Genomic DNA, 17,710 nt, shown 5'->3' on the forward strand with positions numbered 1-17,710 from the left:
GCATGCGTCGCTACGCGATCAAGCGGCTCGCCCAGGCGGTCGGGGTGCTGTGGGCCGCCTACACGGTGTCCTTCCTGGTCCTCGACTTCCTGCCGGGTGATCCGGTCACAGCGATGGCCAGTGCGGGAATGGACTCCGGGACGGTCGACCCGGCCCAACTCGCCGCGCTGCGCCACGAGTACGGCTTCGACAAGCCGATTCTGGTGCAGTACGCCGACTACCTCGGCCGGGCGGTGCGCGGGGACTTCGGGAACTCGGTCTCCACGGGCCGACCGGTGTCCTCGACGCTGGCCGACGCCCTGCCGCAGACCCTCCAGCTGACCAGTGCCGCGCTGCTCCTCGCCGTGCTCCTCGGCGGTGGACTGGCGATCGTCGCCACCTACACCTCGCGTCGGTGGCTGCGTCAACTGCTGCTGTCCCTCCCGCCGTTGGGGGTGTCGGTCCCGACGTTCTGGGTGGGGCTGCTGCTCGTCGAGTCGTTCTCCTTCCGGCTGCACTGGTTCCCGGCGTTCGGCAACGACGGCCTGCGGGGGCTGATCCTGCCGGCCCTGACGCTGGCGATCCCGACCGGCGCGCAGGTGGCACAAGTACTGGCCAAGAGCCTGCTCACCGCGCTGGACCAGGCCTATGTGGAGACCGCCCGCGCCAAGGGCGCCGGCCGATGGCGCGTGCACCTACGGCACGCCCTGCGCAACGCGTCCCTGCCCGCGTTGACCGTAGTCGGCCTGCTGGTGGGGCAGTTGATCGCCGGTTCGGTGGTCGTCGAGACGGTGTTCTCCCGTGACGGACTCGGCCGGGTGACGGCCGCCGCGGTCACGGCCCAGGACATCCCGCTCGTGCAGGGCGTGGTGGTGTTCGGCGCGCTGATCTTCGTCATGACGAACCTGCTCGTCGACCTCGTCTATCCGCTGCTCGATCCGCGGATCGTGGTGGCCTCGGGCCGGAAGGCGGTTGCCGCATGAGTCAGGGTCTTGTCGACGACACCGCCGCCGCTGCCGCGCTCGGCCTCGCGCGGCCGGTCGAGCCGGGGTCCGGCCCCGGGCCGGGACGCCGCGTCGACGCGCGGCGGGTCCTGCGGTTCCTGGTACGCCGTCCCGGCCTGCTGCTGTCGGTCATCGTCCTGGTCCTAGTGGTGCTGGCCTCGTTCCGGCCCGGCCTGTTCACCTCCCGGGACCCGCTGACGGGCGTACCGTCGCAGAACTTCCGGGGCCCGAGCGGCGCGCACTGGTTCGGCACGGACGAACTCGGCCGCGACGTATTCTCCCGAGTGGTCCACGGCGCCCAACTCTCCCTGAAGGCAACCCTCATCGCGGTGGCGGTCGCCTTCGTGGTCGGCAGCCTGATCGGACTGGTCGCCGGGTTCGTGGGCCGCTGGATCGACGACGTGCTGATGCGCTTCGTCGACGTACTCCTCTCCATCCCGGCGCTGTTCCTCTCCCTGGCCCTGGTCACCGCGCTCGGCTACGGCACGGTCAAGGTGGCGGTCGCGGTCGGCATCGCCAGCGTGGCGAGCTTCGCGCGCGTGACGCGCGCCGAGGTGCTGCGGGTCCGGCAGGCGGTCTTCGTCGAGGCCTCGCGGTCGTGCGGCGCCCGCTGGTACTCGGTACTGGGACGGCATGTGCTGCCCAACGCGGCGGGTCCGGTGATCGTCCTGGCCACCCTCGACTTCGGCTCCTCGATCCTCGCCGTGTCGGCCCTGAGCTTCCTCGGCTACGGCGCCCCGCCACCGGCACCGGAGTGGGGCACGTTGATCTCGGACGGCCGCAACTACCTCGCCAACGCCTGGTGGTTGACGGCGTTGCCCGGGCTCGCGATCGCGGCGACCGTGCTGGCCACCAACCGCATCGCACGCGCGCTGGACGGCGAATGGTCCCGGCAGTCATGAGCGATGGCCCGCCGAACACACCTGGAACGGATGAGGACTTGAGCACGACACCGAGCACCGCCCCGGACCCCGGTGAGGGCGCCGCGCTGGAGATACGCGGCCTGTCCGTGTCGTACCGCACCCGCGGCGGCACCGTACGGGCCGTGCGGGACGTCGATCTCGACGTGCGGCCGGGCGAAGTGACCGCGGTGGTCGGGGAGTCCGGGTCCGGCAAGAGCACCACCGCGCATGCGATCACCCGGCTGCTGGCGGCCAACGCCACGATCGACGCGGGCACGATCCGCTTCGGCCGGCACGACCTCACCGCGCTGAGCGAGGCGGAGTTGCGCACCGTGCGCGGTGCGCAGATCGGCCTGGTGCCCCAGGATCCGTCGGTTTCCCTCAATCCGGTGAAACGCATCGGTGAGCAGGTCGCCGAGGTGCTGCGCATCCACGGTCTTGCGACCCGCCGCTCCGCGCCGTCGGAGGCGATCGACATCCTGCACCGGGCCGGACTGCCGGACGCGGTCACGCGTGCCCGGCAGTACCCGCACGAGCTCTCCGGCGGTATGCGGCAGCGCGCCCTGATCGCGATCGCCATCGCCGCACGGCCGAGACTGATCGTCGCCGACGAGCCGACCAGCGCGCTCGACGTCACCGTGCAACGTGTCATCCTCGACCATCTCCAGGGCCTCACCGAGGAGTTGGGCACCGCGATCCTGCTGGTGACCCACGATCTCGGCGTGGCCGCCGACCGGGCACAACGCCTCGTAGTCATGTCCCAGGGGCGGGTGGTCGAGGCCGGGGCAACGCGTGAGGTCCTGGCCGAACCCCAACACGACTACACGCGACGGCTGTTGGCCAGCGCGCCGAGCCTGACGACCGCCGCCCCCCGCACCGAGGTCACCGCACCCCCGGCCACCGACACGGCAACGCTGGTCGAACTCCGCAACGCGGTCAAGGAGTTCAGGCTGCCCCGCGCGGAGGGCGAGTCCCGGACACTGCGCGCGGTCGACGACGTGAGCCTCACCCTCCACCGTGGTCGAACCCTGGCTCTGGTGGGTGAATCCGGCTCGGGCAAGTCCACCACCGCCCGCCTGGTGCTCCGCCTCACCGACGCGAGCGCCGGACACATCCTGTTCGACGGCACCGACGTCACCACCGCCCGGGGCGCACAGGCCAGGCAACTGCGCCGACGCGCCCAGCTCGTCTACCAGAACCCGTACGCCTCACTCGACCCCCGCTTCTCCATCGGCGAGGTGATCACCGAACCGCTGCGCGCCTTCAAGGTGGGCGACCGCGCGTCCCGGCTGGACCGGGCCCGGGAACTCCTCGACCGCGTCGCCCTGCCCGCCACCACCCTGGACCGCCGCCCCGCGGAACTCTCCGGCGGGCAACGCCAACGTGTCGCGATCGCGCGGGCCCTCGCCCTCTCCCCCGACCTGGTGGTGTGCGACGAGCCGGTGTCCGCGCTCGATGTCTCCGTGCAGGCCCAAGCCCTCGACCTGCTCGCCGAGTTGCAGGCCGACACTGGCGTGGCGTACCTGTTCATCTCGCACGACCTGGCCGTCGTACGACAGATCGCGCACGAGGTCGCCGTCATGCGAGCGGGCCGCGTCGTCGAGACGGGCGCCCCCGACGACCTGTTCACGCACCCCCGCCACGAGTACACCCGCGAGCTGCTCGCGGCGATCCCCGGCCACCGGGACGACCACGACCTGAGGACGCGGAGCGCATGAGCATCACCTCCCTCGCCTTCCTCACCCCGGGCAACTTCGCCGACGACGACCCGTACACCGGTCTGGAGGAGACCCTCCAACTCTTCGAGTACGGCGAGCGGTTGGGATACGACGGCGCCTGGATCCGGCAGCGGCACCTCGAACACGGCGTCGGTTCGGCCGCGGTGTTCCTCGCCGCGGCCGGACAACGCACGCAGCGCGTCGAGTTGGGGACCGCGGTCATCCCGATCGGCTACGAGAGCCCGTTCCGGCTGGCCGAGGACCTGGCACTGGCCGACGTCCTGTCGCGGGGCCGGCTCCAGGTCGGCTTCAGCACCGGCATGCCGCACGCCGAACTCCTCGGCGACCTGGTGTACGACGGCGACTGGCGCGCCTTCGACCTGTCCTACGGCCGGGTCGCCCGGGTCGTCGACAACCTGCGCGGCGACTACCTCGGCGGCCCGGACACGGTGATCGAGTCACCGGGCAACACCCAGCGACCGCGGCTGCAACCGCACAACCCCGCTCTGGTGAACCGGATCTGGTACGGCGGCGGCAGCCTGCGCTCCGCCCGCTGGGCCGGCGAGAGCGGCCTCAACCTGCTGTCCAGGAACATCGTCACCGGCGAGAACACCGACGACTTCACCACGGCCCAGTCGAACCTGCTCGCCGAGTACCGGCGCGTCCGGTCCACCGCCCGGGTCGCGCTGGGCCGCGTCGTCGTGCCGTTCGACAGCGCCGACCGGGCCACCCGCGCCCGCTACCGCACGTATGCCGACAGCCGTCATGCCCGCACCCTTGGCCCGCAGGGCCCGAGGCGGACCCTGTTCGCACCCGATGTGGTCGGCACGGCGGAACAGATCCTGGAGCAACTGGCCGCGGATCCGGTGGTGTCGGCGGTCTCGGAGCTGCGCCTTGAACTGCCGTACGAGTTCCGGCGGGAGGAGTACGAACAGATCCTGCACGATGTGCTCCACTTGGTCGTACCCGAACTCGGCTGGCGCCCCGCACAGTTGGAGGCCGCGCGATGAGTGCCGTACGACTGGACGTCCACACCCGGGAGCCGTTCGCCGACGGTCATCGCTTCGCCTAGGGCGGCTATCTGCTGCGCCGCAGGACACAGTCGTCTTCGGCGCCTGGCAGGGCGATCTGCCGCCGGGCGACGGCGGCCTGCTGCTCGACCTCCCCGTGGCGACGCGGGGCGCGGAGCCCGTACGCGGCCTGACGACAGCCGAGTTCATCGTGGACGGGCCCGTCCGGTCCCTGCCGCTCTCCCGCTGGACGAGCACCAGGTCCTCCCCCGTCAGCGAGCAAGGAGCTCGTACCGCACGACTCACCCGACGGCGGTATCCGCACAGCGAGCCGACGGAACTGCCCCGGGAGGGCTGGCAGTTCGCCCCAGGACGTGCCGGTACGGCGGAGACCTCTGGCAGGTCTCCGCCGTACTGGTGAGGCGAGCGCATGCGCGCTAGCGCCGCCCGCCGCGACGATCCGCGAGCCGTTGGACCGCCGCGATCAGCGTGTCCACCTCTCCATGCGTGTTGTAGAAGGCGAACGACGGCCGCACGGTGGCCTCCAGGCCGTACCGGCGCAGGATCGGCTGCGCGCAGTGATGGCCCGAACGCACCGCGATTCCTTCCTCGTTGAGCGCGGTGCCCACCTCGGCCGGCTCGTAGCCGTCCAGGACGAACGACACGATGCTCGCCTTGTTCGGAGCCGTGCCGACCAACCGCAGTCCGGGTACGCACCGCAGACCTTCGGTGGCGTGCTCGACCAGGGTGTGTTCGTAGGCGGCGATGTTCGGCAGGCCGATGCGCTCGACGTAGTCGATGGCCGTGGCCAGCCCCACCGCGTCGGCGATGTTGCCGGTGCCGGCCTCGAAACGGCCCGGTGGCGGCTGGAAGGTGGACTTCTCGAAGGTGACGTCGGTGATCATGTTGCCGCCGCCCTCCCACGGAGGCATGTCCTCCAGGACCTCCCGTTTGCCGTAGAGCACGCCGATCCCGGTCGGTCCGAACAGCTTGTGCCCGGAGAAGACCAGGAAGTCGGCGTCGAGAGCCCTGACGTCGATCGGCAGGTGCGGGACGGACTGGGCCGCGTCGACCAGGACGCGTGCCCCGGCCCGGTGCCCGAGCTCGATGATCTGCTCGACCGGTACGACGGTGCCGAGCGCGTTCGACATCTGGGTGACCGCGACGAGCTTGGTGCGGTCGGACAGAAGCGCGGTGTACCGGTCGAGTAGCAGCTGTCCGTCGTCGTCGACCGGGATCACCTTGATCACCGCACCGGTCTGTTCCGCGAGCATCTGCCAGGGCACGATGTTGGCGTGGTGCTCCAGGTGGGAGAGCACGATCTCGTCGCCCGCGCCGATGTGCGCCGGACCCCATGCCTTGGCGACCAGGTTGATCGCCTCGGTGGTGCCCCGGACGAACACGATCCCCTCGGCGGAACCCGCCCCGATGAACCGGGCGACGGTCTTTCTGGCGCCCTCGTAGGCGTCCGTCGCCCGGGCGGCCAACTCGTGCGCCGCCCGGTGGATGTTGGAGTTCTCCCGGGAGTAGAACTCCGCCAGCCGGTCGATCACCGCCTGCGGCTTCTGCGTGGTCGCCGCGTTGTCCAGCCAGATCAGCGGACGCCCGTTGACCAGTTCGGACAGGATCGGGAAGTCCCGGCGCACCGCCTGCACGTCGAAGGCCGGGTGCGGGTCGAGCGGCAGGACCGACGGGGCGCCGGATACGTCGGGTTCCTGGACGAAGTAGTACGGCGCGGTCGTCGCTGTCGGTGCCATCGCCTCGGGCAGGGGCGGCAGCCCGAGGTGCCCGAAGCCGGGGAGCTCCGGTGCCTGGGCGGGGTACCCGGCGGCCTCGGTGAGGAAGTAGTACGGCCCGGGGTCCGGGAGGCGGGCCGGTGCGGTCGGTGAGGGGGCGGTCGGCGGCCCCGGAGGTACCGGCGGGGCCGGTGTCTCCGGGATGGGTCCGGCGCCGCCGGGCGCACCCACCGCATGGGGGTTCGCCATGAACGTGGCGGGGGCACTGGTCGGTGGCGGCCCGGACGGTGGGCTCATTCCGGCGGTCGGTGCCGGGGGCGGCGGGTCCATGGACGGGAGGCCGGTCGGCAGCGGAGGGGCCGGGTTCGCGCCGGGCGTGGCGGTCGGCACCGGCGCGGAGGGGGCTGCGGCCGGCAGGCCCGTGGAGACCGGCGGAGCGGACTCCGCCGTAGGGACCGGGGCGGACGGGTCCGCCGTCGGCGGGCCCGTCGGCGTCGGCCACTGCGTCGGGCCGTCGAGGACCGGGGTCTCCGGGTCCGCCGACTGCCCGGGGAGTGCTCGGAAGAACTCCCCGGCCATCCGGCTCAGCGTCTCCTCGTCCGGCAGCCACGCCGGGGCGGCTTCGTTACCGGTGGTTGAGGGCGTGGTCATGGCTACCGGTAACTCGGCGCGTAGTCATGGAACTTGTCCACATCGACGTCGTCGAGCACGGCGAGCGCGTCCTCGGTGAGGACCGCCAGCGAGCAGTACAGGGAGATCAGGTAGGAGGCGATCGCGCTGCGGTCGATCTGCATGAACCGCACCGACAGGCCCATCCCCTGCTCGCCCGAGAGCCCGGGCTGGAACAGTCCGACCACGCCCTGGCGCGACTCACCGGTGCGCAGCAGGATGAACTTGGTCCTGCCGTTCTCCAGCGGGACCTTGTCCGACGGGATGATCGGCAGGCCGCGCCAGGTGAGGAACTGCGAGCCGAACATGCTGACCGTGGCCGGCGGTACGCCTCGCCGGGTGCACTCCCTGCCGAACGCGGCGATCCCCTCGGGGTGGGTGAGGAAGAAGGCCGGCTGCTTCCACACCTTCGTGATGAGGGCGTCGAGGTCGTCCGGGGTCGGCGGGCCCGCCATGGTGGAGATCCGCTGGGTATCCGCCACGCTGGCCAGCATCCCGTACTCCGGGCTGTTGATCAGCTCGCCCTCCTGGTGTTCCTTCACCGCCTCGATGGTCAGCCGCAGTTGCTGTGCGGTCTGGTTGTGCGGGCTGGAGTACAGGTCGGAGATCCGGGTGTGGAGGTCCAGGACGGTCTGGACGGCCTTGAGCCGGTACTCGCGGGGCTCGCGTTCGTAGTCGACGAAGGTGTCCGGGAGCGGCGACTCGTCGTAGTTGTCGCACTCGATGCGCACCGACTCGGGGTGAACGACCTTGTTCACCCGGTAGATGCCGGCCTCGACCGGAACCCAGGACATCAGATGCACCAGCCAGCGAGGCGTGATGGAGCTCATCTGGGGAACGGTCTTGGTGGCGTTCGCGAGGGTTCGCGCCGCGCTGTCGCTCACCGACATCGATCGCGACGGTGGATTCACAGCCGTGGTCATGCGCCATCTCCTTTCGGCGCCCGGGATCCGGGCACGCGTGAGGGGTGAGATCGCCGACGGGGACGTGTGCGGCATGGATCTCTCGCACCCACTATCGATTCACCGTCGCAGTCAGCCCGGTAATGGTCCAATGCGTGTTTTCGAGGCTGTCATCGACGCGGACTATGATTCACAAATGATCGACTTGAGTCGGTTGCGCGTCCTGGTCGCCGTCGCCCGGGAGGGTTCGATCACGGCAGCCGCCGAGGCACTGCACTACGCCCAACCGTCGGTGAGTCATCAACTCGCCAAGCTGGAGGCCGAGGTCGGCGTGCCGCTGTTGCAGCGGATGGGGCGCGGTATCCGGCTCACGGAGGCCGGCCGGCTGCTGGTGGACCGGGCCGAGTCGATCCTGGCGCAGGTCGAGTCGGTGCACGCGGAACTGGACGAGCTGGCCGGGCTGCGCACCGGTCGGGTCCGGCTGGCCGCGTTTCCCTCGGCGTTGGCCACCCTGGTGCCGCTCGCCGCCGCCCGCTTGTCCGCCGAGCATCCCGCGATCGAGCTGACCCTGCGGGAGGCCGAACCGCCCGACGCGCTCAACTCCCTGCGCAACAACGACGTGGACGTGGCGCTGATCTTCGAGCACGGCGATCCGCCCCAGCGCGATCGCCGCGACACCACGATGACACCGCTGCTCGACGAGCCGTTGTACGTGGTCACCCCGGCGGATCGGTGCTGGGACAAACCCCGGGCGGAGCTGGCCACCTATGCCGACGCGCGCTGGATCGCCGGGTGCGAACGCTGCCGCGAGCATCTCGTCGCGGCCTGCGGGCGGGCGGGGTTCGAGCCGGTGGTCGAGTTCGAGACCGACGACTATGTCGCCGTGCAGGCACTCGTCGCGGCCGGGCTCGGTGTGAGCCTGCTGCCGGGCCTCACCCTCCTCGCCAACCGGCACCCCGGGGTCAGCCTCCACCGCATCGCCGGGATGCGCCGCCAGGTCGTGGCCGCCGTCTACGGCAAGCCGCCCGCGTCCCAGCCCGCCCAAGTGCTCCTCGACGCGCTCGCCGCGACCGTCACCGAACCGGAATGGCCGTCCTGACCGGCTCAGTCCTGCCCTGGATCAGCGGTGATCCAGTCGGTCACCTGCCGTACGTACTCCCGGTATCCGGACCGCGCGGCATCCACGATCGCGGGGACCTGCTCGGGTTCGGTGTCCAGACACAGCTGTACGAGGACGTGGTGCGGGCCGTCCGCCGGTGCGAGGGCGCCTGCCAGTTCGGCGTCGATCATTCCGGCCTTCTCGGCCGCGCCGAACGAGGCGGCCGGTGACGTCGGTTGTCCGCCCAGTACCGCTGTCGACACCTCGCGGTTGACGGCGGCGGCCAGGTCGTACAAGAGCGCCAGAATGCGTTCGATCACGAGCCCGGCTCCCGGATCGGCGGCCAGGCGGGCGCTGTCCAGCGCTCCGAGCCCGTCGAGTTGCCCGACCGACTTGCGCACGGTGATGAGCCGGTGCTCGATCGACGCCCGGTCCACGGGCAGTTGGGCCGCCCCCGCGCTGGATGTGGTCATCGCCGCATCGTGCCACGCGGGGTCCGCGCCGGCGCCGCCGATTCCGGCTGGTGGGACATCCGGTGGACGACCGTATTCGGCGGGTGGACAGTCGATGCCCGTGGTCCGCCGGGCCAGCCAGAGCAGGGGGTGCCGAGTGCGGTCGTTGAGTGACCTCTTCCGTAATTTCATGCAGCTCGGATACGTGACGGACGACATCGACGCGGCGGCCACCTTCCTCGAATCGAGGCTCGGGACCGTGCGATCCGTCAAGCACTTCAAGTCGTCGCTGGGCGGTGGCCTGCCGCCCGTCGGTGCCGACGCCCCGCGCACCCCCTTCGTGGTGGTGGACGGTGCGCCCGCCGACGAGTGGGTCATCGATGTGGCGCTGGTCAACGCCGGGCCGACCAACCTGGAGATCATCCGCCCGGTCGGCGGCGCGGTCGACCTCTATCGCGGCGCCGTCCGGCCCGGGGAACCGGCGACGCTGCATCATCTGGGCTTCCGCGTCGACGACTTCGACGAGGCGACCGCGATCGTCGCCGCGAGCGGCAGGACCTGGAAGCAGTTCGGGGACAGCGGTGGCATCCGTTTCGGCTACCTCGACATGACGGCCGAACTGGGCCACTACGTCGAGGTCATGGAGCTGGACGAGGCATCCGCCCAGGGGTTCGCCCACCTTGAGGCCGCGTCCAACGCGGGCCGGTGACAAGGGCATTCGGGATCGGGAGAGGAAACGTCATGAGCGACGAAGGCACAGCCGATTCCTACGACGTCATCGTCGTCGGTTCGGGCGCGGGGCTCGTCGGCGCGTACGCGGCGGCCTCCCGCGGGCTCCGTACGCTGGTCATCGAGAAGACGGAGTACGTCGGCGGGACCACGGCCTATTCGGGCGCCGGGATCTGGCTGCCCGGCAACGCGGCCGAGCAACGCGCCGGGATCGAGGACGGTCCCGATGTCGCGCGTCCCTATCTCGACGCGATCGTCGGCGACGACTCGCCGGCCTCGTTGCGGGAGGCCTTCCTGGAGGCGGGGCCCGTCCTGATCGACGAGTTGGAGCGGAATCCACGGTTCGGCCAGTTCGTCTGGCAGGGCGTGCCCGACTACTTCGCGGGACGGCCGGGGAGTCTGCCGCAGGGGCGTACCGTCTTCCCCCCGGACCTCGACCGGTCCGAACTCGGCGCGCTGGAACCGCTGGTGCGCAGGCCGCTGTGGACGGAACGCTGGGGTGTCGAGGTCGGCCCGAGGATGATCGGCGGGCAGGCCCTGATCGGCCGGGCGCTGCTGGCCTTCATGGAGACCGGCAACGGCACCGTGCGCACGAACACCGGGATGTCGCGTCTCCTCGTCGAGGACGGCACGGTCGTCGGCGTCGAGGCCCTGAGCGAGGGCGAGCCGGTGACGTTCCGCGCCCGCCGGGGCGTACTGCTCGCGGCCGGCGGCTACGAGCGGAACGGCCCGCTGCGTGAGCGGTTCCAGCCCGGAGTCACCGACGAGTGGACCCAGGGCTGCCCTGGCAACACCGGCGACGCCCTCGTCGCGGGCATGGACATCGGCGCCGCGACCGACCTGCTCGACGAGTCGTGGTACGCACCCGGACTCGTCGTGCCCGACACCCGCCCGGTGTTCTACACGTCGGTCTGGAGCGGTATTTGGGTCAACGCGGCGGGACAGCGCTACATGAACGAGCGTCTCCCCTACGACCGCGCCGGCCACGAGATGCTCAAGGCGCACAGGTCGTCGGGCGTGTCGCACCTGCCGACGCACTGGGTGTTCGACCAGCGCCAGCTCGACAACAGGAGGGCGTTCGCCGGGCTGCCGGTCGCGCCGCAGGTTCCTGGCTGGTTCGACGTCGAGAAGTTCCTGGCCGCCGGTGTGTTGAAGCGGGCCGACTCGCTGGAGGAGCTGGCGGAGCTGATCGCGGTGCCTCCTGGCGCGCTCACCGAGAGCGTCGAGCGGTTCAACGGCTATGCCCGGGGCGGCAAGGACGAGGAGTTCGGTCGCGGTGAGGATCCCTGGGACCTGATGATCACGCACATGGCGGGGTCCCACACCGACGGGCCCAACCCCTGTCTCGGGGTGATCGACAAGGCGCCGTTCTACGCGGCCTCGATCGTGCTGTCCGACCTGGGCACCAAGGGCGGTCTCAAGACCGACGACCACGCGCGCGTGCTGCGCCCCGACGGCTCGGTGATCACCGGTCTGTACGCGTCCGGGAACACGATGGCGCCGATGTCCGGCCGGATCTACCCGGGCGCGGGCGGCCCCGTGGGTTCGTCGATGGCGTTCTCCTACATCGCCGCCGTCGACATGGCCGACGAGAGCCGATAGGCACGAGGAATACGCTCAACTCCCGCCCGAAGACGGTCTCTTCGGGCGGGAGTTGCGGCGTGTTCAGGCGGACTCGGTGGAGTGCCCGGGGAACAGGGACAACGCGGGGTCCAGGGCGACGGCCGCGTTGTTGACCGCGGTCGCGACCTCCCCGAAGCCGACCGACATCAGGCGGACCTTGCCGGGGTACGCGGTGACGTCACCGGCGGCGTAGATCCGCTCGACCGTGGTGCGCATCCTGGTGTCGACGACGATCGTGCGCCGCTCCAGTGCGACGCCCCAGTCGGCCAGGGGTCCGAGGTTGCTGACGAAGCCGAGCGCGGCCACGACCGCGTCCACCTTCAGGACCCGGGGCTCGGTCTCCCCGTCGACCCTCAAGTGCGCCTGGCGCAGCCGGTCGTCGCCGACCAGGGTCTCCACCTGGGCGTTGGTGACGATACCGACCCCGCACTCGTGCAGTTCGCGGACGCTCGCCGCGTGCGCCCGGAACGTGCCGCGGCGGTGGACGAGGGTCACCGAGCGGGCCACCGGGTGCAGGGCGAGGGCCCAGTCGACGGCGCTGTCCCCGCCGCCGACGACGAGGACGTCACGGTCGGTGTGTTCGGCCGGGTCGGGGACGAAGTAGCTCAGTCCCCGGTCGAGGAACTCCTCGCCGGCCGGGAGGGTCCGCGGGGTGAACGTGCCGATCCCGGCGGTCAGTACGACCGCTCCGGCGTCGACCGTGACGCCGTCGGAGAGGGTGACCTGCGGGCGCCCCTCGGGCGAGCGGGCGAGGCCGACCGCCTGGCGGCCCAGGAGATACGTCGGGTCGAAGGCGTCGGCCTGGTCCTTGAGGGCGGTGACGACGTCGCGGCCACGGGTGCCGGGGACGGCGGCGATGTCACGGATCTCCTTCTCCGGGTAGAGCGCGGTGATCTGGCCGCCGCACTGCGGCAGCGCGTCGACCAGGACGGTCCGCAGCCCGCGGAAGCCCGCGCAGTAGGCGCCGTAGAGCCCGATCGGGCCGGCGCCGACGATGAGGATGTCTGTGGTCACGGTCTCGGCCACGGGCCGGCCTCCTGGGTGTGGTGGGCGGGGTGCTCCGGCGACGGCCGTGAGGCGGGCGGTGGGCGGCGGTGACGCACGTCGCCCCCGCGTCGGCCGGTCGAGTGTAGGAGGCGTCCGACCAGGGGCGTCGGCGCCGGTCCCGGTTGATGGGACGGTCGGTGGACGGTCCGGGGCGCCGCGTGGAGAGTCGTTCTCACCGCCACCGCGACGACGGGCCGACGCCCGTTCGCCCTGTGGTGCTGGGAGCTTTTCGTGGACGAGGAGGCAGGGCCCGTGAGCGATGAGGTGCGGGTGTGGATCGATCAGAAGCTGTGCACGGGTGACGGTCTGTGCACCCAGTACGCCCCCGATGTCTTCGAGTTCGGCGACGACGGGCTGGCCTACGTCAAGGACGCCCCCGACGGGGAGTTGCTGACGCCGGAGGGCGCACAGGCCGATGTGTCGGAGCGGCTGCGCCTGGACGTGATCGACGCCGCCGACGAGTGCCCTGGCAACTGCATCCACGTGGTGCGGCGCGCCGACGGGGCCGAGGTCGCCGGGCCCGACGCCGGCTGATCTCACCTTGCGGCCCGCTGGAGCCGTACACGTATGTCGAGTGGAGGAGTGGTGATCGGTGTCTGCCGTGGTTGAGCCCCAAGTGGACCGTCGTGTCCCGTGGTTCGAGGGTGATGTGCCGGCCGAGAAGGTCCCGGAGAAGTACCGGCTTTCGCGTGCGTTCGTGCCCAAGGCCCGTTATCTGGACCCCGAGTTCCTCAAGCTGGAGCTGGAGAAGGTGTTCACGCGGGCCTGGCTGATGGCCTGCCGGCTGGAGGAACTGCCGGGTGTCGGCTGTTTCGTCGAGTACGAGATCGGTGGTCATTCGATCCTGGTCGTGCGGGAGGGCAAGGACTCGGTCCGGGCCTATTTCAACGCGTGCCGGCATCGCGGTACGCGGCTGGCGCGCGGCCGGGGCCGGGTCGGTTCGCTCATCTGCCCGTTCCACGGCTGGCGTTGGAACCTGGACGGTTCGATCAGGCTGGTGCTGGACCGTGAGGAGTTCGTGCCGCGTTCGGACGACGACCTCGGTCTGGTGCAGGTGCGGGCGGAGCAGTGGGGCGGGTTCGTGTTCATCAACATGGACCCGGACGCGAAACCGCTGCTCGAATACCTCGACCCGATACCGCGGATCTTCGCGCCGTTCCAGTTCGAGAACATGCGGTACCGGTGGCACAAGAGCGTGCTGCTGCCGTGCAATTGGAAGACGGCGCTGGACGGGTTCCTCGAGGCCTATCACGTGGCGGGGACGCATCCGCAGCTGTACCGCTTCGACAAGTCGAACACCAACATCGCCTCGATGAAGGAACTCGAGAACCGGATGTGGGCGCCGACGACCGTGTACGAGCGGCACGCGCACTATTCGAGTGTCGGCCCGAAGAAGAAGGACACCGCCAAGGACCCGGCCAACCGGGGCACGGGGGGCGTGACCGACGAGCGGCTGAGCGTCGCGCTGAGCGTGCAGTACATCGCCGACGACATGCGCGGTCTGGAGAACGAGCGGAGCTGGCGGGCAGCCGAGGCGCTGAAGACGGCGGACGTGCCGGAGGGGATGACCGCCGGTCAGTACTACCTCCAGCTGTACAAGGAGTTGTCGCTCGCCGAGGGCTACGACTGGCCGGAGATCACGCCCCAGCAGTGGGCGGAGGCCGGTACGGCGTGGAACGTGTTCCCGAACACGATCCTGCTGCCCAACCAGGGTTCGGTGTTCGGCTACCGGGCGCGGCCCGACGGACTCGACCCGGACAGCTGCATCTTCGAGATCTTCAGCCTGGACCAGGTCCCCGTCGCCGACTACGACAAGAAGCGGGACTTCCAGCCCCAGTTCTTCGAGGACTTCCGTGAGGCCGACCTCGGCGAGATCTTCACCCAGGACCTGATGAACGCCAAGGAGGTGACCGTGGGCATGCACTCCCCCAGCTTCGACGGCCACCGGCTGAGCGAGGACCAGGAGATGACCATCTACAACCATCACCGCGTCGCCGACCGGTTCCTCTGGACGGACTGACCCGTCCGACGTCCGATCCGTGGTCCCGGCTCCCAGGAGCCGGGACACGATCGTGTCGGCGACCTACCGCCGGACCCAGCCGACGTCGTGCCAGTACGTCTCCAACTCCCGCACCGGCTTGGGCCAGGTCTCGATGTAGGTGACACCCTCGGGTCCCGCCGTCATCGTGTACGGCGTGCCGGCCCGGCTGAGGAACACGTCCCCCGGACCCACCCGCACGGTCTGCGGCTCGCCCGACTCGTAGTGCTCGATGTGGTACTCACCGGCGAAGACGAAGAGCATCTCGTCGACGTTGTGGTGGTGCCGGGGCACCGTGAAGTTCGGGCGCACGCGCAGCGGGTTGCGGTTGAAGCGCGGTATGTCGATCGGCTTCGTGGTCACCCACATCGCGCCGTCGAACGTCGCCGCGAAGTCCACGGGCGCGTCCCGCAGCAGACCGCCGTCGTTCCAGAAGTACTGCGGATGGCCCTGCTGCTCCAGGCCCATGGGAACCCAGTCCGCGTCTTCCACCAGATCACCGAATGTAAGAGTCACGCGGCGACCGTACGCACGGCCGGACACGGTGTCGTCGGAAGGTTCCGCTCATCGGGACCCGCCCGCCGGGGGCTGCGATCCCGGCTCCGGTCCCGGCCAACGGGATTCACGCATGACACGCCAGACCCCGGTCCCCAGTATCGGGGCATGGGAATCGAGTTCTTCAATCTGCTGTCGGACGAGGGCTGGATCGAGCTGCCGGTCGACCAGTCCGCTCCCACGTATCTGTGGAGCGAGGGCGGTCTCCTGGCCGATGCGCCGGTCGACATGGAGCAGACCTTCAAAGGGAACATGTGGTGGTCGACGAAGGTGGACCCGTCGTTCAATCTGAACGGCCTGCGGTGCGCAGCGAACTTCGCGGTCCCCCGCCACCATCACAACCTCGACGAGTTGATCATCGTCTTCGGCGGTGAGTTCCACGTCGACTGGGGCAAGGACGGGGAAGAGGGCAGCCGGACCATCGGTCCGGGCGAGTTCTGGATCAGCGAGGCCGGAACCCCCTATCTCATGACGGCCGGACCGGAGGGCGTCACCTACGTCGAGACCTGGCCCGAGCCGATGGAGAACCTTGAGACGTACTGGCACGACGCGGGCTGGGTGCACCGCGGCCACTGACCAGCCCACCCGCATATTTCGGCCCCTCATTCCAGGCGTGATGCCGGAAGAGGGGCCGACTGCATGGACAAGTCCCGTACGACCCATTCCAGCGTGACGCAATTACGTATACTCTTCTTGCTTGCGGCTGGTCCTTGCGGGGATCGGCTGTCCCTCTCCCCGCATCGGAGCAGGGTCCGTCTCGTCGCCGGTCGTGAAGTCCTCGGCAAGCCCTCGGCACGCCGGCCGGCATGGTCTGCCGCGGCGCCCGGCCCTCGTGCCGTTCGACCTCCACTCGCGGCTCTCTCTTCACTTTCTCGGACGGCAGCGCCGCCGCACGGCGCCGCCGGTCGCTGATCGCAGCGAGTGCCGGGCACTCGCCGACACGTTGGGACGCAGACATGATCGAGTCGGTCGGACGAGCCATTTCCTCACCCAGGTCACGCGCGTCGGTCGCGCTGGTGTCGGCCACGCTCCTGCTCGCGGGCTGCGGCAGCGGCGGTGACGGCGCCACCACCGCCGCGGACAGCACGAAAGTCCCGGCCGCACTGGCGAGCGCCTTCCCCGGGAAGAAGGCCACCGGCGCACCGGTCAGGATCGGCCTCATCACCAACGAGGGCGGCTCCGCCATCAGCCAGCCCGAGACCAGGGAAGCCGCCCAGGCTGCCATGAAGTACGCCAACGCCAACCTCGGCGGGATCGCGGGCAGGCCCGTCGAACTCACGGTCTGCAAGACGAAGGAGGAACCGGCGACGGCCCGGGACTGCGCGAACCAGATGGTCGAGCAGAAGGTCGACGCGGTGGTCCTGACCAGCAGCGGTCTGGGTGACTCGATGGTGCCGATCGTGACGAAGGCCGGCATTCCCTGGGCGACCGCCATCGCCGCGAGCAACTCCGAGGGCACCACGCCCAACGCCTTCTCCTGGACGGGCGGTTTCCCGACGACCATGACGTCGATGGCCGCGTACGCGAAGGAGAAGGGGTACAAGAAGGTCGCCGCGTTCGTGATCGACGCACCGGCCGCGGTCAGCGGGATCGAGGCCATCGGCAAGCCCGTCTTCGCCAGGGCGGGTATCGGCCTCCAGGTCGTGACGGTGGCCGCGGGCACCCCGGACGCGTCTCCGCAGGTGAGCGCCGCGCTGCGGAACAAGCCCGACGCCGTCGCCGTCGTGGCGGATCCGACCGTGTGCACCTCCGTGCTCCAGGCCATGGGCACCCTCGGCGCCGGCATCGCCCGGATGACCGTCCAGTCGTGCGTGTCCCCGGAGGTCGTACAGGCGGTGGGCGCGGGCATGGACGGCGTCCAGGTCTTCAGCAGTTTCGACGTCGCCGGCAACGACCCGGAGGCCCAGCTCTTCCGGCAGGTGATGAAGGAGTACAGCCCCGACACCCCCACCCAGGGCTACGCGGCGGTCGGCTACCAGGGCGTGCTGGGCCTGGTGCGCGCCCTGCACGGACTGACCGGCACGGTCTCGGCGAAGACGATCACGGCGGCGCTGCGCACGGCGAAGGACGTCGTACTGCCGGCCGGCCACGGCATCACCTTCAGCTGCGACTCCAAAGCGGTACCCGGACTGCCCGCGGCCTGCTCGGCGAAGGAGGTCACCGGCACGGTGTCCGACGGCAAGTTGGGGCAGTTGCGGGTCGTCGATCCCAGCTCGTTGTTCGCGCGCTAGTCGAAGCAGCGGTGGT

At 70.3% G+C, this 17,710-nt stretch carries 16 protein-coding genes; 11 read left to right on the forward strand and 5 right to left on the reverse strand.

Annotated features, from left to right (window positions below; all coding sequences use genetic code 11):
• The first annotated feature begins 2 nt into the window (after positions 1-2).
• Genes OC490_RS24590 through OC490_RS24605 form a run of 4 tightly spaced genes read left to right on the forward strand, consistent with a single transcriptional unit; the run spans position 3 to position 4,613 of the window.
• Entirely contained in the window at positions 3-962 is a 960-nt protein-coding gene (locus OC490_RS24590; protein WP_262060153.1) for an ABC transporter permease, read from the forward strand.
• A complete protein-coding gene (locus OC490_RS24595) occupies positions 959-1,885 on the forward strand; it encodes an ABC transporter permease (RefSeq protein WP_262060154.1) in 927 nt (308 codons plus the stop codon). Before OC490_RS24590 ends, OC490_RS24595 begins: the two co-directional genes overlap by 4 nt.
• Positions 1,867-3,603 (forward strand): dipeptide ABC transporter ATP-binding protein, encoded by a 1,737-nt coding sequence (locus tag OC490_RS24600; RefSeq protein WP_262060155.1) that lies wholly within the window; start codon positions 1,867-1,869, stop codon positions 3,601-3,603. The genes OC490_RS24595 and OC490_RS24600 overlap by 19 nt, the downstream gene beginning before the upstream one ends.
• On the forward strand, positions 3,600-4,613 hold the full coding sequence (locus OC490_RS24605; RefSeq protein WP_262060156.1) for an LLM class flavin-dependent oxidoreductase: 1,014 nt from the start codon (positions 3,600-3,602) through the stop codon (positions 4,611-4,613). Before OC490_RS24600 ends, OC490_RS24605 begins: the two co-directional genes overlap by 4 nt.
• A gap of 437 nt (positions 4,614-5,050) precedes the next feature.
• On the opposite strand, the gene OC490_RS24610 is transcribed toward OC490_RS24605, so the two are convergent.
• Together OC490_RS24610 and OC490_RS24615 are read right to left on the reverse strand one after the other, a co-directional pair.
• Positions 5,051-7,000 (reverse strand): family 2A encapsulin nanocompartment cargo protein cysteine desulfurase, encoded by a 1,950-nt coding sequence (locus OC490_RS24610; RefSeq protein ID WP_262060157.1) that lies wholly within the window; start codon positions 6,998-7,000, stop codon positions 5,051-5,053.
• A 2-nt stretch (positions 7,001-7,002) separates the two neighbouring features.
• Complete coding sequence (locus OC490_RS24615) at positions 7,003-7,941, reverse strand: family 2A encapsulin nanocompartment shell protein (protein ID WP_262060158.1); 939 nt, start codon at positions 7,939-7,941, stop codon at positions 7,003-7,005.
• Positions 7,942-8,116: 175 nt separating this feature from the next.
• Here OC490_RS24615 and OC490_RS24620 point away from each other — a divergent pair, with 175 nt between their 5' ends.
• A complete protein-coding gene (locus OC490_RS24620; protein ID WP_262060159.1) occupies positions 8,117-9,019 on the forward strand; it encodes a LysR family transcriptional regulator in 903 nt (300 codons plus the stop codon).
• Positions 9,020-9,024: 5 nt separating this feature from the next.
• Here the strand turns inward: OC490_RS24620 and OC490_RS24625 are convergent, their stop codons facing one another.
• Positions 9,025-9,492 carry a hypothetical protein gene (locus OC490_RS24625; protein ID WP_262060160.1) on the reverse strand — a complete coding sequence of 156 codons (468 nt, stop codon included), beginning with the start codon at positions 9,490-9,492 and terminating at the stop codon, positions 9,025-9,027.
• 169 nt (positions 9,493-9,661) lie between these two features.
• Between OC490_RS24625 and OC490_RS24630 the strand changes: the two genes are divergently transcribed.
• Together OC490_RS24630 and OC490_RS24635 are read left to right on the forward strand one after the other, a co-directional pair.
• Positions 9,662-10,180: a VOC family protein gene (locus tag OC490_RS24630; protein WP_262060161.1), complete on the forward strand. Its 519-nt coding sequence runs from the start codon at positions 9,662-9,664 to the stop codon at positions 10,178-10,180.
• A 32-nt stretch (positions 10,181-10,212) separates the two neighbouring features.
• Complete coding sequence (locus OC490_RS24635) at positions 10,213-11,802, forward strand: FAD-dependent oxidoreductase (protein ID WP_262060162.1); 1,590 nt, start codon at positions 10,213-10,215, stop codon at positions 11,800-11,802.
• Between the two features lie 63 nt (positions 11,803-11,865).
• Here the strand turns inward: OC490_RS24635 and OC490_RS24640 are convergent, their stop codons facing one another.
• Positions 11,866-12,849 carry an NAD(P)/FAD-dependent oxidoreductase gene (locus OC490_RS24640; RefSeq protein WP_262060163.1) on the reverse strand — a complete coding sequence of 328 codons (984 nt, stop codon included), beginning with the start codon at positions 12,847-12,849 and terminating at the stop codon, positions 11,866-11,868.
• A 252-nt stretch (positions 12,850-13,101) separates the two neighbouring features.
• Here OC490_RS24640 and OC490_RS24645 point away from each other — a divergent pair, with 252 nt between their 5' ends.
• Both OC490_RS24645 and OC490_RS24650 read left to right on the forward strand, forming a co-directional pair.
• Complete coding sequence (locus tag OC490_RS24645) at positions 13,102-13,404, forward strand: ferredoxin (protein ID WP_410098928.1); 303 nt, start codon at positions 13,102-13,104, stop codon at positions 13,402-13,404.
• 58 nt (positions 13,405-13,462) lie between these two features.
• Positions 13,463-14,890, forward strand: coding sequence for an aromatic ring-hydroxylating oxygenase subunit alpha (locus OC490_RS24650; RefSeq protein WP_262060165.1), 1,428 nt, complete (start codon positions 13,463-13,465; stop codon positions 14,888-14,890).
• A 63-nt stretch (positions 14,891-14,953) separates the two neighbouring features.
• Here OC490_RS24650 and OC490_RS24655 read toward each other — a convergent pair whose 3' ends face one another.
• Positions 14,954-15,424, reverse strand: coding sequence for a cupin domain-containing protein (locus OC490_RS24655; protein WP_262060166.1), 471 nt, complete (start codon positions 15,422-15,424; stop codon positions 14,954-14,956).
• Positions 15,425-15,571: 147 nt separating this feature from the next.
• On the opposite strand from OC490_RS24655, the gene OC490_RS24660 reads away from it, so the two are divergent.
• Together OC490_RS24660 and OC490_RS24665 are read left to right on the forward strand one after the other, a co-directional pair.
• Positions 15,572-16,039, forward strand: coding sequence for a hypothetical protein (locus tag OC490_RS24660; protein WP_262060167.1), 468 nt, complete (start codon positions 15,572-15,574; stop codon positions 16,037-16,039).
• 380 nt (positions 16,040-16,419) lie between these two features.
• Positions 16,420-17,694, forward strand: a complete 1,275-nt coding sequence (locus OC490_RS24665) for an ABC transporter substrate-binding protein (protein WP_262060168.1) — start codon at positions 16,420-16,422, stop codon at positions 17,692-17,694.
• The last annotated feature ends 16 nt before the right edge of the window (positions 17,695-17,710 follow it).

Source organism: Streptomyces sp. STR69 (assembly GCF_024519455.1).
Classification (GTDB): Bacteria; Actinomycetota; Actinomycetes; order Streptomycetales; family Streptomycetaceae; genus Streptomyces.